This is a genomic window from Nonomuraea salmonea, from assembly GCF_042428605.1.
GTDB classification, from domain to species: Bacteria; Actinomycetota; Actinomycetes; order Streptosporangiales; family Streptosporangiaceae; genus Nonomuraea; species Nonomuraea salmonea.
The window spans coordinates 271160-284958 of record NZ_JBHMCF010000029.1 but is presented as its reverse complement, the minus strand read 5'-3'; the positions used below and the strand labels follow the sequence as shown (position 1 = coordinate 284958).

At 71.2% G+C, this 13799-nt stretch carries 13 protein-coding genes; 10 read left to right on the top strand and 3 right to left on the bottom strand.

The features are described 5' to 3' along the window. Window positions 1-39 precede the first annotated feature (39 nt). The 10 genes from ACFFR3_RS25435 to ACFFR3_RS25390 all read left to right on the top strand — a co-directional run bounded on the left by ACFFR3_RS25435 (window position 40) and on the right by ACFFR3_RS25390 (window position 10454). Window positions 40-1641, top strand: coding sequence for a PucR family transcriptional regulator ligand-binding domain-containing protein (locus ACFFR3_RS25435; protein ID WP_379483962.1), 1602 nt, complete (start codon window positions 40-42; stop codon window positions 1639-1641). Between the two features lie 22 nt (window positions 1642-1663). After that, entirely contained in the window at window positions 1664-1867 is a 204-nt protein-coding gene (locus ACFFR3_RS25430) for an RNA-binding S4 domain-containing protein (RefSeq protein ID WP_355431188.1), read from the top strand. A gap of 146 nt (window positions 1868-2013) precedes the next feature. Beyond that, on the top strand, window positions 2014-2658 hold the full coding sequence (locus ACFFR3_RS25425) for an NYN domain-containing protein (protein WP_379483961.1): 645 nt from the start codon (window positions 2014-2016) through the stop codon (window positions 2656-2658). A 76-nt stretch (window positions 2659-2734) separates the two neighbouring features. After that, entirely contained in the window at window positions 2735-4060 is a 1326-nt protein-coding gene (locus ACFFR3_RS25420) for a uracil-xanthine permease family protein (protein ID WP_364363951.1), read from the top strand. Window positions 4061-4251: 191 nt separating this feature from the next. After that, the gene (locus ACFFR3_RS25415) at window positions 4252-5661 is read left to right on the top strand and encodes a uracil-xanthine permease family protein (RefSeq protein WP_364363954.1); all 1410 of its coding nucleotides are present in this window, start codon (window positions 4252-4254) and stop codon (window positions 5659-5661) included. Continuing rightward, a complete protein-coding gene (locus ACFFR3_RS25410; RefSeq protein ID WP_379483960.1) occupies window positions 5658-6554 on the top strand; it encodes an FAD binding domain-containing protein in 897 nt (298 codons plus the stop codon). Before ACFFR3_RS25415 ends, ACFFR3_RS25410 begins: the two co-directional genes overlap by 4 nt. Window positions 6555-6648: 94 nt before the next feature. Continuing rightward, window positions 6649-7143 carry a (2Fe-2S)-binding protein gene (locus tag ACFFR3_RS25405; protein WP_379483959.1) on the top strand — a complete coding sequence of 165 codons (495 nt, stop codon included), beginning with the start codon at window positions 6649-6651 and terminating at the stop codon, window positions 7141-7143. Next, the gene (gene cutA, locus ACFFR3_RS25400; RefSeq protein WP_379483958.1) at window positions 7140-9509 is read left to right on the top strand and encodes an aerobic carbon-monoxide dehydrogenase large subunit; all 2370 of its coding nucleotides are present in this window, start codon (window positions 7140-7142) and stop codon (window positions 9507-9509) included. Before ACFFR3_RS25405 ends, cutA begins: the two co-directional genes overlap by 4 nt. Window positions 9510-9541: 32 nt before the next feature. After that, a complete protein-coding gene (locus ACFFR3_RS25395) occupies window positions 9542-9967 on the top strand; it encodes a hypothetical protein (RefSeq protein ID WP_379483957.1) in 426 nt (141 codons plus the stop codon). 58 nt (window positions 9968-10025) lie between these two features. Continuing rightward, complete coding sequence (locus ACFFR3_RS25390) at window positions 10026-10454, top strand: hypothetical protein (protein ID WP_345387174.1); 429 nt, start codon at window positions 10026-10028, stop codon at window positions 10452-10454. Here ACFFR3_RS25390 and cydB read toward each other — a convergent pair. The 3 genes from cydB to ACFFR3_RS25375 form a co-directional block, all read right to left on the bottom strand. Next, complete coding sequence (cydB, locus tag ACFFR3_RS25385) at window positions 10423-11304, bottom strand: cytochrome d ubiquinol oxidase subunit II (protein ID WP_345387172.1); 882 nt, start codon at window positions 11302-11304, stop codon at window positions 10423-10425. The genes ACFFR3_RS25390 and cydB overlap by 32 nt on opposite strands. A 28-nt stretch (window positions 11305-11332) precedes the next feature. After that, the gene (locus ACFFR3_RS25380) at window positions 11333-12688 is read right to left on the bottom strand and encodes a cytochrome ubiquinol oxidase subunit I (protein WP_345409285.1); all 1356 of its coding nucleotides are present in this window, start codon (window positions 12686-12688) and stop codon (window positions 11333-11335) included. A gap of 194 nt (window positions 12689-12882) precedes the next feature. After that, on the bottom strand, window positions 12883-13734 hold the full coding sequence (locus ACFFR3_RS25375) for a polysaccharide deacetylase family protein (protein ID WP_379483956.1): 852 nt from the start codon (window positions 13732-13734) through the stop codon (window positions 12883-12885). Window positions 13735-13799: the final 65 nt, after the last annotated feature.

Below are 13799 nucleotides of genomic sequence, written 5' to 3'. Positions count from 1 at the left end.
CTCTTCCTGACAGACGGTCGCCGGGGTCACAATCGCTCTATGGAGCCCCCCGTCCGTCTCGCCAGCACCGGCACGATCATCCACGGCGTGTCCGTCGGAGAGGTGCTCGGCGTGTCCACCCTCGCCGGCGCGCGGCTGATCGCGGGGGAGAGCGGGCTCGGCCGCATCGTGCAGCGGCTCAACGTCATGGAAGTGCCCGACATCCTCGCCTGGGTCAAACCGCACGAGCTGCTGCTGACCACCGGCTACCCGCTGCGCAACACGCCCCAGTCGCTCGGCCGGCTGGTCGCCGACCTCGACGAGCGGGGGCTGGCCGCGCTGGCCATCAAGCTCGGCCGCTACGTCGACGAGCTGCCCGACGAGATGGTCGAGCAGGCCGACCGGCTCGGCTTCCCGCTCATCCTGCTGCCCAACGACGTCGGCTTCGACGACATCCTCAACCAGGTGCTGACCGACATACTCAACCGGCAGGCCGCCGTGCTCGCCCGCGCCGAGGAGGCGCACCGGGCGCTCGTCCAGGTCGTGCTGGCCGGGGGCGGGCTCAACGAGGTCACCGCCGAGGTGGCCCAGCTGCTCGACGTGTCGGTGGCGGCCGTCGACGGCACGGGCCGCGTCCTCGCCACCGCCGGGCCGGCCGAGCACGTGGCCGTCCTGCGCGAGTCGATCGCCCACGAGGGCCCGCCCGCATCACCTTCGCCCGGCCTGGTGCGCTCGTTCGCGGCCGTGCCCGTGCTGGCCGGCGGGCACCACCACGGCCGTATCGTGGCCTACAGCCCGTCGGGCGCGATCAGGGACAGCGACGTCGGCATACTCGAACGCGCCGCCACCGTCGCCGCGCTCGTCGTCACCCGGCAGGAGGCGGTCAACGCCGTCGAGAGCAAATACCGCGCCGACTTCCTGCGCGACGTGCTCACCGGACGGGCCGGCACCGCCGAGCGGGTCACCTCAAGGGCGCGCGCCTTCGGCTGGAACCTCGCCAGGCCCGTCACCGTGCTCGTCGCCGAGCTCGACCCCGACGGCGACGAGCGCAGCGCCCAGGACCGGCTCGTCGCCTGCTGGACCGCCGCCATCAGGCGGCACGACCCGCAGGGCGCGGTCGCCGGGTTCTCCCACGAGGTCGTGGCCGTCGTGGACGCCTCGCTCGACGCCGCCCGAGTCGCCAAGGACGCCGCCTCCGCCTTCGCCGACCTGCCGCCCGCCACCTTCTCCACCGGCACCTCCCGGCCGAGCCCCGGGGCGGAGACGCTGCCCGAGGCGTACTCGCAGGCCCTGAAGGCGGCCCGCGTCGGACGCCAGCTCCACGGGCCCGGCGCGGTCGCGCACTTCGACCAGCTCGGCGTCTACCGGCTGCTGTCGCTGGTCAACGACACCGACGAGCTGCACGCGTTCGTCCGCGAGACGCTCGGCCCGCTCGCCTCCGATGACGACGCCGAGAACGCCGACCTGCGCCGCACCCTCCAGGTGCTCCTGGAGACCAACCTCAACGTCGCCGAGACCGCGCGCCGGCTGCACTTCCACTACAACACGCTGCGCTACCGCATCGGCAAGCTCGAACGCCTGCTCGGCAACTTCACCGACGACCCCCACCTGCGGCTCAACCTCACGCTGGCGCTGCACGTGCTGCGCATGCGCGGCATCTGAGCTGCATCTAGGCTGGTCGCTCGTGGACTTCGAACTGCGCTCCGACTACATCCCGCTGTGCGACCTGCTCAAATACTGCGGCATCACCGAGACGGGCGGCATGGCCAAACAGCTCGTCGCCGAGGGCATGGTGATGGTCGACGGCGAGGTCGAGCTGCGCAAACGCGCCAAGATCCGGTCGGGCCAGGTGGTCAGCGGCGAGGGGTTCTCGATCCGCGTGGAGTAACGCGGCGGGCGTTCACGAAAAGTCATCACGTCATTACGTACTGTTTACTAGCATCAGTGCCGCAAAAGAAACGGCCCCCTGACGGGGGCCGTAGTACCCGGGATCGTAGCCCCGGGCGGGTCACTACATGTTAGGACGTGATAGCGGTGCGCGACAAGTCGAATCCCGAAGGTCAGCGCGTAGGCGTCTACGTGGACGGCTTCAACATGTACTACGGACTGCGCGAACTCGGCGGCAGGCGCTTCCTCTGGCTCGACCTCCTCGGCATGGCGACGCGGGTGCTCCGCCCGCACCAGCGGCTCGTCGGGCTCAACTACTTCTCGGCCCCCATCCGCGACGACCCGCCGGCCACGGCCCGCCAGCAGGTCTACCTCGCGGCGCTGGAGTGCAGCGGGGCGCGGGTGGTCCTGGGCCGGTTCCAGGAGCAGAAGTGCCGCTGCCGCGCCTGCGGTCACAAGTGGCGGACCTACGCCGAGAAGCAGTCCGACGTGGCGCTGGCCGCGGCCATGGTGGACGACGTGGCGACCGGACGGGTCGACGCGGTCATGGTCGTGTCGGCCGACTCCGACCTGTGCGCCGCCGTGCACGTCATCAGGAGGATCGACGCGGTGCGCGGCACCAAGACCAGGGTGGTCACCGCGTTCCCGCCGCGACGGCGCTCGGAGAGCCTGCGGCAGGTGAGCGACGCGTGGTTGCCGTTGGGCGACGCGATCGTCCGCCAGAGCCAGTTCCCCGAGGTGGTGTGCGGGCCGGACGGCGTCGAATATCGGCGCCCGGCGTACTGGAATTAGGGGGCACCCTCTATTGTGCTCTGCGACATATTTCGTGGTCGTACCCGCTGGTCAGGCGGGAGATTGAGGTGCGGGCGTGGCGTTGGGGTGGAAGGTGCACGGCGATGGGAAGCGCCTGACGCCGGGTGAGGTGGTCAAGCCGGACGAGCGGCTGAGCTGGCCCAGGATGGTGGGCATCGGCGCGCAGCACGTCATCGCGATGTTCGGGGCGACGTTCGTGTTCCCGCTGGTCATGGGGCTGGATGCGAACCTGGCCGTGATGATGTCCGGGGTCGCGACGATCCTCTTCCTGCTCATCGTGAAGGGGAGGATCCCGAGTTACGTCGGGTCCAGCGCGTCGTTCGTCGGCGCGGTCGTCGCGATCAGGGCGGCGGGCGGCGGCGACGCGACCGTCACGGGGGCGCTGCTGGCGGTCGGGGTGGTGCTGGCCGTCTGCGGGTTCGCGATCCACAAGCTGGGCGTCGGCGTCCTGCACCGGGTGTTCCCGCCCATCGTCACCGGCGGCGTGGTCATGCTCATCGGGTTCGGCATGGCGTACGTGGCGGCCGACGTCTACTGGCCGAAGGACCCCTGGGTGGCGCTGCTGACGATGGCGGCGACGTTCGTGTTCATCGGCGTGTTCCGCGGCTTCCTCGGCCGGATCGGGGTGCTGCTGGGGCTGGTGTTCGGGTTCCTGTTGTCGTGGGGATGGGACGTCGTCGGCGGCAAGATCACCGCACCCGACGACAGCGGCCAGGTGACCGAGCACTTCCGGGTCAACCTCGACGCGGTCGCGCAGGCCGACTGGGTGGGCCTGCCGTCGTTCCACGGGCCGGTGTTCGAGGCTTCGGCGATCGTGCTGGTGCTGCCGGTGGTGATCGCGCTCATCGCGGAGAACGTCGGGCACGTCAAGGCCGTGGGCGAGATGACCGGCACGGACGTGGACGCCTACATGGGCCGCGCGGTGATGGCCGACGGCGTCGGCACGGTGGTGGCGACGGCGGTCGGCGGGCCGGCGACGACCACGTACGCGGAGAACATCGGCGTCATGGCGGCCACCAAGGTCTACTCGACGGCCGCCTACTACATCGCGGCGGTGATCGCGATCCTGTTCGGCCTGTGCCCCAAGTTCGGCGCGCTCATCGCGGCCACGCCCGGCGGCGTGCTGGGCGGCGTGACGACCATCCTGTACGGCATGATCGGCCTGCTCGGCGCCAAGATCTGGATCGAGAACCGGGTGAACCTGTCGGACCCGGGCAACCTGGTGCCCACGGGGGCGGGCATCATCTGCGCGATCGGCCCGGTCGCGTTCCCGATCACCGACACGTTCGCGCTGAGCGGCATCGCGCTCGGCACGATCGTCCTGCTGCTCGGCTACCACCTGCTGCGCGCCGTCCGGCGCGAGGAGCCCGCGGCCTCATAGCCCCCCGCACTCACCGAACATCCCTCACATGACACCCCTCACAGGGCGGGTCTGCTCATGTGCGCGAGGTTGGCTCTGGTCGGCGGGCCAGATTTGGCAGATCATGCCCGTGTGAGCGCGTGCCGTCGGGCCTAATGTGCCCGCAACGGTACGTGACGCCGGCCCAGCGCCCAGTACAAGAGGGGCTTGCCATGGTTGTGGGATGGACCAAACACGGTGACGGCAGGCATCTGGCCCCCGGCGAGGTGGTCAGGCCGGACGAACGGCTGAGCTGGCCCCGGATGGTGGGGTTCGGGGCACAGCACGTGATCGCGATGTTCGGGGCGACGTTCGTCTTCCCGCTGGTGATGGGGCTCGACCCCAACGTCGCGGTGATGATGTCGGGCGTCGCGACGATCCTGTTCCTGCTGATCGTCAAGGGAAAGGTGCCCAGCTACCTGGGCACGAGCGCGTCGTTCGTCGGCGGCGTGTTCGCCATCAGGGCGGCGGCGGGCGGCGACACCGCGGGCGCCGACGCGATCGTGACGGGCGCGATCCTGGTGGCCGGGTTCGTGCTGGCGCTGGCCGGGCTGGCGATCCACTTCCTCGGCGTGTCCATCATCCACAAGATCTTCCCGCCGGTGGTGACCGGCGCGGTGGTGATGCTCATCGGGTTCGGGCTGGCGTTCGTGGTCGCGGACGTCTACTGGCCGCAGGACCACTGGGTGGCGCTCATCACGATGCTCATCACGTTCGTGGTGATCGTGCTGTTCAAGGGGTTCATCGGGCGGATCGGGGTGCTGATCGGGCTGGTGTCCGGGTTCGTGCTGTCGTGGCTGCTCGACCTGGCGGTGGGGCCCGTCACGTCGGTGCTGCCCGGCGCGAACCTGCGCGACGCGGCGGGCGCGGCCTGCCCGGTCGAGGGCACGTACTGCGTGGCCACGGCGTTCCCGCACGACCGGGTGAGCTTCGACGCGGTGGCGGCGGCGCCCTGGTTCGGGCTGCCGAACTTCCACGCCCCCGACTTCAAGACCTCGGCGGTGCTCCTGGTGCTGCCGGCCGTGATCGCGTTGATCGCGGAGAACATCGGGCACGTCAAGGCCGTGGGGGAGATGACGGGCACGGACGTCGACCCGTACGTGGGCCGCGCCGTGACGGCCGACGGCGTCGCGACCGTGGTCACCAGCGCGGTGGGCGGCTCGCCGACCACGACGTACGCGGAGAACATCGGCGTCATGGCGGCCACCAAGGTCTACTCGACGGCCGCCTACTACATCGCCGGCGTCATCGCGATCGCGTTCGGGCTGTGCCCGAAGTTCGGCGCGCTGGTCGCGGCCACGCCGGGCGGCGTGCTGGGCGGCGTCACGGTCATCCTGTACGGCATGATCGGCCTGCTCGGCGCGAAGATCTGGATCGAGAACCGGGTGAACTTCGCCGATCCCGTGAACATGGTTCCGATCGGGGCGGGCATGATCCTGGCCATCGGACCCGTGCAGCACGCCATCGGAGGCGACTTCACCCTGGAGGGCATCGCGCTCGGCACGATCGTGGTGCTGGGCGGCTACCACCTGCTGCGCGCCATCGCGGGACGCAGCCCGGAGCCCGTACGGAGTGAGGCTTGAAGCCGCCGCCCTTCGCCTACCACGCTCCCCGCGACCTCGGCGCGGCGCTGCGGACGCTGGCCGAGGTGGGGGCCGAGGGCGGCAAGGTGCTGGCGGGCGGGCAGAGCCTCATCCCCATGCTGAACATGCGGCTGGCCGCGCCCGGCCACCTGGTGGACATCAACCGGGTGGCGGGGCTCGACGGCCTGGAGGTGACGCCGGAGGGCGTCCGGGTGGGGGCGCTGGTCCGGCACTCCGACGCCGAGCGGGCGGGCGCGCACCCGCTGCTGACGCAGGCGCTCAAGCTGGTCGCCCACCCCGTGATCAGGAATCGCGGCACGGTGGTGGGCAGCCTCGTGCACGCCGATCCGGCGGCCGAGTTGCCCGCGGTGCTGGCGGTGCTGGGCGGCTCCGTTCGGCTGGCCCGATGGGACGGCGGCCCGGCCGGTGGCTCCCCGGATGGCGGCTCGGCCGGTGGTGCGGCCGAGCGCTCGGCCGGCGGTGTGGCGGTGATGCGTGACGTGCCGGCCGCCGAGTTCTTCGTCGGGCCCATGGAGTCGGCGGCGCGGCCCGGCGAGCTGGCCGTCTCGGCGTTCTTCCCCGCGGTGGAGGAGGGCGTGGGGGTGGCGTTCCACGAGGTGGCGCGGCGGCACGGCGACTACGCGCTGGCCGGGGTGTGCGCGCTGGTCACGCCGGACGGGCGGGCGCGGGTGGCGTGCATCGGGGTCGGGCCCGTGCCGGTCGTCGTGGAGCTCGACAAGCTCGCGGGGGCGGCCGACGCCGTACGCGCCGCGGCCGATCCGGACGACGACCTGCACGCCACCGCCGCCTACCGGCGGCACCTGGTGGGTGTCCTGGCCGAACGGGCGCTGCACGACGCGGCGCGGGAGGGGGCGGCGGCCCATGGGCCATGAGACCACCCGGCACGAGACAACGAGCCACGAAACCACGAGCCACGAAAACAAGAGCTACGAAACCACCAGCCACGGAACCACGAGCCGCGAGAACATGAGCCGGGGGAACGTGCTCCACGAGATCACGCTGGTCGTGAACGGGACGGCGAGGCGGGCGCGCGTGCCCGCGCGGCGGTTGCTGTCCGACTGCCTGCGCCACGACCTGGGCCTGACCGGGACGCACGTCGGCTGCGAGCACGGCGTCTGCGGCTGCTGCACGGTGCTGCTCGACGGCCGCCCGGTGCGCTCGTGCCTGACGTTCGCGGTGACCGTGGACGGCGCCGAGCTGACCACCGTGGAGGGCCTGGCAGGGGAGGACGGGCGGCTGTCGGCGGTGCAGCGGGCCTTCGCCGAGTGCCACGGCCTGCAGTGCGGCTTCTGCACGCCGGGCTTCCTGTGCACGGTGACGGCGCTGCTGCGCGACAACCCGGCGCCGACGGACGAGAAGGTGGTCGAGGGCATCTCGGGCAACCTGTGCCGCTGCACCGGCTACCAGAACATCGTCAAGGCCGTCCACCGGGCCGCCGAGCTGCTGGCGGAGGAGGCATGACGACGCGGTGGCTCGGGGAGCCGGTGGCGCGCAGGGAGGACCCGCGGCTGCTCACCGGCCAGGGCCGCTACCTCGACGACCTCGGGCAGGAGGCGCTGGCGGCGGCGTTCGTGCGTTCCCCGCACGCGCACGCCCGCATCCGCGACATCGACGTCTCGGCGGCGCTCGACGTGGACGGGCTGGTCGCCATCCACACCTGGGAGGACCTGCCGGAGCGCGTCGGACGGCCGCTGCCGCTGCTCATCCCGCACCCGGCGCTCACCCACGGCCGCACCGCCTACCCGCTGGCCAGGGACGTCGTCAGGCACGTCGGCGAGCCGGTGGTCATGGTGGTGGCCGCCGACCGTTACGCCGCCGAGGACGCCTGCGCGCTCATCGAGGTCGACTACGAGCCGCTGAAGCCCGTCGTCGGCCTGGCGGAGGCCGTGCAGGGGGCGCAGCTCGTGCACGAGGACGTGCCGGGCAACGTCGGCGCCCACCTCGTCCAGGAGGTCCCGGCCACCGACGGCCGGGGCGCAGGAGAGGCGATCGAGGGCGCGCCGCACACCCTGTCCTTCCGGCTCGACATCGAGCGCAGCGCCAGCATGCCGCTGGAGGGCCGCGGCGTGTACGCCCGCTGGGACGGCCGCGACCTGCGCGTCTACTCCAGCACCCAGACCTCGACCAGCGTCAGGATGGCCGTGGCCGCCGCGCTCGGCCTGCCGCTGCCGCAGGTCGAGGTGATCGCGCCCGACGTGGGCGGCGGCTTCGGCGTCAAGATCGTGCACCCGTGGCCCGAGGAGATCCTGGTGCCGTGGGCGGCCATGACGCTGAACCGCGAGATCAAGTGGGCCGAGGACCGCCGCGAGCACTTCGTGTCGTCGGCGCACGAGCGGGCGCAGGTGCAGCACGTGCGGGTCGGGTTCGACGACGACGGGCGCGTGCTGGGCCTCGACGTGAGCATCCTGCACGACCACGGGGCCTACACGCCGTACGGGATCATCGTCCCGATCGTCACCTCGACGCAGCTGCTCGGGCCGTACAAGCCGGGGGCGTACCGGGTCGAGTTCACCGCCGTCTACACCAACACCGTGCAGGTCACGCCCTATCGTGGGGCGGGCAGGCCGCAGGGCGTGTTCTGCATGGAGCGCACGCTCGACAAGATCGCGCGGCACCTCGGCAAGGACCGCACGGAGGTGCGGGCGGCCAACTTCATCCAGCCCGACGAGTTCCCGTACGACCAGGGGATGATCTTCCAGGACGGCCGGCCGCTCATCTACGACAGCGGGAACTATCCCGAGATGCTCCGCATGATCAAGGAGCTGATCGGCTGGGACTCCTTCGAGCGGCGTCCTGGGCGCGGCATCGGCATCGGCTGCTACGTCGAGGGCACCGGAGTCGGCCCGTACGAGGGCGGGCACGTGCAGATCACCTCCGACGGCCGGGTGCACGTCTCCACCGGCCTCACCTCGCAGGGGCAGGGCCACGAGACGGCTTTCGCCCAGATCGCCGCCGCCGAGCTGGGCGTGCCCATCGAGCGGGTCAGCGTGGTCACCGGCGACACCCGCCGTTTCGGGTACGCGGTCGGCACCTTCGCCTCCAGGGCCGCCGTCGTCAGCGGCAACGCCATCGCCCTGGCGTGCAGGAAGGTCCGCGAGAAGGCGCTGCGCATCGCCGCCGACGCCCTGGAGGCCGACCCCGCGGATCTGACCGTCACCGACGGGCTCGTGCACGTGGCGGGCACGCCGTCGGCGTCGATCCCGCTGTCCACGGTGGCCGTGCTCGCCAACCCGCTCAGGTACGCCTTCGACGAGGAGGCCGCCAAGGCCACCCAGTTCTCCGGCGCCGCCGATCCGGACAAGCCGCCTGTCGCCGAGGGCGAGGAGCCCGGCCTGGAGGGGCGTGACTACTACTCGCCGATCCGCTCCACGTTCGCGGCCGGGATGCACGCCGCCATCGTGGAGACCGACCCCGACACCGCCGAGATCAAGGTCGTCAGGTACGCCGTGGTGCACGACTGCGGGCGGCTCATCAACCCGATGATCGTCGAGGGGCAGATCCACGGCGGCGTCGCCCAGGGCATCGGCGGCGCGCTGTACGAGCGGATGGTCTACGACCAGCACGGCCAGCTGGTGAACGCCTCCTTCATGGACTTCCTCATGCCGTACGCGACCGAGATCCCCCGCGTCGAGACCGGCCACCTGGAGACGCCGTCGCCGCTCAACCCGCTCGGCGTCAAGGGGGCGGGGGAGGCGGGCGTGATCCCGGTGTCGGCGGTCATCGCCTCGGCCGTCGAGGACGCCGAGGGCATCCCGATCGACCGCATGCCGATCTCCCCGTCCGACCTCCACACGCTGCGCACCGCAAGGGGCGGCCGATCCGGGTGAACCGGAGGCGGCGGGGCTGCGTACCCTCGCACATGACGACATTTCCACGTCTGGCCGCTTTCGCGCTGCTGGCCGGACTGGTCGCCGGCTGCTCCTCAGGAGGCGGCTGGAACGACTACGTCGCAGCGGACGGGGCGGAGCCGGCCACTCCCAAGCCGATGACCGTCGAGCAGATCTCGGAGAAGGTCGGCTGCAAGCCCAAGATGCAGGTCGAGGCCGAGGACGTCAGGACCGCGTTCTGCAAGACGGACGCCGGCGAGTTCTTCGTCAACACCTTCAAGACCGAGAAGCTCAAGGACGCCTGGATGAACGAGGCGCCCGAGTACAACCCGCACCTGGTGGGGCCCAAGTGGACGGTGCTCGGGCCGCTGAAGGTGCTGGAGGTGCTCAAGGGCCCGCTCAACGGCGACCTCCACCTGACCGACCACCGCGTCTCCCAGACCCCCGCCCCCCAGTGACCGGTCAAGGGGTCGGCGGGTCCTGAACCTGGCCTCCCGCAGGTGCGTACCTCTGCACATGACGACATTTCCACGTCTGGCCGCTTTCGCGCTGCTGGCCGGACTGGTCGCCGGCTGCTCCTCCGGGAGCGTCGGCGGCTACGTCACGGCGAGCGCGCAGCGGGCCGGCGCCGCCCCCGTCACCGTCGAGCAACTGGCCGCCAAGGTCGGCTGTGCGCCCCGGATGCAGGTGGACGCGCCGGAGATCCGTACCGGCTACTGCAAGACCCCCGACGGCGAGTTCTTCGTCACGACCTTCGCCAGCCAGGCCGGGAAGGACGCCTGGATGGACGCCGCGCCGGAGAAGAACCCGTACCTGGTGGGACCCAGGTGGACGGTGCTGGCCGGCCGGCAGGTGCTCGACCTGCTGCACGAGCGGCTCGGCGGCGACCTGCACCTGACGAAGGAGGCGCGGGTCAGCCGGCAGGCACCAGGACCCGCTTCCTGAACACCCAGTACGTCCACCCCTGGTAGACCAGCACGAACGGCAGGGCGATCAGCCCGATCCAGCTCAGCATGGTCAGCGTGTACGGCCCCGACGCCGCCTCGGCCAGCGTGAGACCCGGCAGCGGGCGCAGCCGCAGCTCCATGAAGACCGCCAGCGTGGTCAGCACGATCGCGCCGGCCGTCGCGCCGAACGCCCATCCCTCCCTGCGCCGCCAGATCAGCGCCGTGGCCGCGGCCAGCGCCGCCATCGCGGCCAGGGCGGGGCCGGTGCCGAGGCCCGACAGGGCGAACACCGCCACCGGCAGCGTCACCCCTGCGGCGGCGAGCGCGGCGGTCCTGGCGCGGCGGCGCACCTGGCCGGTGGTCTTCAGCGCCAGGAACACCGCGCCGTGCAGGACGCACACGGCCAGCGTGAACGCGCCGCCGAGCAGGGCCGCGAGCAGGCCGCCGAACAGCAGGTGGGCGAAGACCGTGCCCCACAGGAACGCCGGCAGCGCGCTGCCCGCCACGACCGCGAGGTCGCACCAGGCCGGGTTCGCGACCTTGCTCCGCCACTCCAGGCCGAGCCCGCGCAGGATCAGCCCGACCAGGATCAGCGTCACGGGCAGGTAGAACGTGCTGAACACGCCGGCGTACCAGGCGGGGAACGCGGCGAACATGGCGCCGACCGCGGTGATCAGCCACACCTCGTTGCCGTCCCACACCGGGCCGATGGTCTGCAGGCTGGCGCGCTGCTCGGCGGCGTTCCTGCTGACCACCGGGGCCAGCATGCCGACGCCGAAGTCGAAGCCTTCGAGGACGAAGTAGCCGGTCCACAGGAAGGCGATGATGGCGAACCACAACTCGATCACGGGAAGCTCCTCAACTCGTCACATGGGCTCAGTACATGAGCTGCGGTTCGCGCCGCTCGGCCGCGGGCTCGGGGGCGGGCTCCTCGACGCCCTTGCGTACGTGCCTGGCCAGCAGCACGGCCTCGGCCACGGTGAAGACGCCGTACACGAGGGTGAAGATCGCCAGGGAGGTGGCCACCTCGGCCAGCGTCACGCCGGGTGAGACGCTCGCGGCGGTCAGCAGTTCGCCGGCGACCGTCCACGGCTGGCGGCCGATCTCGCTGAGCAGCCAGCCGGCGATCACCGCGGCCAGCGGCAGCGGCAGCGCGAGCAGCAGCGCCTTCGACAGCCACGCGGGGAAGGCCCGGCGGCGCCTGGTCAGCCACAGCCCGAGCACCGACAGGCCGACGGTGGCCATGCCGAAGGCGATCATCACGCGGAACGACCAGAACACGACGGGGCCGTTGGGGCGGTAGTCGCCGGGGCCGAACTGCTCCTCGAAGCGGCGCTGCAGGTCCTCGGTGCCGGCGACGACGGCGTCGGGGTCGTTGGTGGCGAGGAAGCTCAGCACCTTGGGGATCTCGATGCCGGGGGCGACGCTGAACGCCGCGCCCGCCGTGTCGCGCTCCAGACCCTCGGCGGCGGCCAGCTTCATCGGCTGCTGCTCGTACATGAGCTTGGCGGACATGTCGCCGGTGCCCGCGACCACCGCGCCCGCGAGCGCGGTCATCAGCAGCGCGGCGCGGGCGGCGCCGCGCCACATGGCGGCGGCCCGCGTGCCACGCGTGCGCAGCAGCCAGTAGCCGCAGACCGCCAGCACGAAGCCGCCCGCCACCACGAACGCCCCGCCGATCACGTGCGGCACCTGGGCCAGCGCCGTGGAGTTGGTGAGCACCGCCCACAGGTCCGTCATCCTGGCCTTGCCGTCCACGACCTCGTAGCCGACCGGGTGCTTCATCCAGGCGTTGGCGGCGAGGATGAAGTAGGCGGAGATGTTCGAGCCGATGGCCGCCGCCCAGATGCAGGCCAGGTGCGCCTTCTTCGGCAGCCGGTCCCAGCCGAAGATCCACAGGCCGAGGAACGTGGACTCCATGAAGAAGGCCAGCAGCGCCTCCATGGCCAGCGGGGCGCCGAAGACGTCGCCCACGAAGGTGGAGTACTCACTCCAGTTCATCCCGAACTGGAACTCCTGCACGATGCCGGTGACCACGCCCATGGCGAAGTTGATCAGAAACAGCTTGCCGAAGAACTTGGTCAGCTTGAGGTAGTGCTCCTTGCCCGTGCGGTGCCAGGCCGTCTGCAGGCCGGCCACGAAGATCCCGAGACCGATGGTCAGGGGCACGAACAGGAAGTGGTACACGGTGGTCACCCCGAACTGCCACCGCGCCAGGTCTAGTGCGTCCATCATCCCCGCCGAAAGTCGTTGCTCTACAAGCTGTAGTACATCTACTTGCAGTAGTACTACAAGCTGTAGAGCAATGGGGTGCGACGTTCGTCACATCCCGGGTGTGCTGGTTGCCGAGCTTCGAGAATGCCCTGCTGGGGCGGGGATGCGCGTCACCCGCGCGACGGATCGTCCCGTACGTCCCGAGGCGGACCTCAGCGCGGGTCGGCGGCGTCCAGGTACGCCTGGAGGTTGCCCAGGGCGTAACCGCGGCGCTTGATCTTCTTCACCAGGATGCGGAAGTCCCTGGCCAGGTTGGGGCGGAAGTGCAGCAGCAGGATGTCGCCGGGGCGCAGCCGCTTGTCGGGCACCTGGTAGGCGATCTTGCCGCCCGGTTGCACGGTCGCGGTCCACAGGAGTACGGCCCGTACGCCGCAGCTCTTGGCCGCCAGCAGCGTGTCGGTGTTGTAGTTGCCGAACGGCGGGCGGAACAACGCCGGCCGCGTCCCGACCTCCTTCTTGATCAGCTGGGCCGTGCCGCAGATCTCCTTGCGCTGGGCGGCGCGGCCGAGGAGGCGGAGGTTGGGGTGGGTGAGGGTGTGGTTCTCGACGGCCACCCCGGCGTCACGCAATTGACGGAAATATCCCCACTTGCCGGCGCCGACGTAGCGCGCCTCGCCACCCGCCTGGTCCGGGGTGCCCTTGGCCTCCACCGCGTCGCGCATGGCGAAGGCCGTGATGGGGATGCGCTCGTCGCGGATCTGCTGGACGAAGCCAGGGTCCTGCTCCCAGCCGTCGTCGATGGTGAGGAAGACGACCTTGCGCCTGGTGGGGATGGAGCTGATCACCGGTGGCAGGTCGCCGGTGCGGGTGATCGGGCGTACCTCGCCCCTGCGCGGCCTGACCCCGGGCGGGCCCTGCGGCGCGGTCGGGCTCGGCGTCACGGACGCCGTGGGCCGCTCCTTCGGCGCGGCGGACTCCTTGGGCACGTCACCCGGCCCGCAGGCGGCCAGCGCCAGGGCGCACACCACACCCACCGTCACGTACGCCCGTCGCTTTCCCACCATAACCACAGAATCTTGCCAGGCATGATCGACCGGCCGGTCCGCGTCTGGCAGGTGTTGCCCTTAAG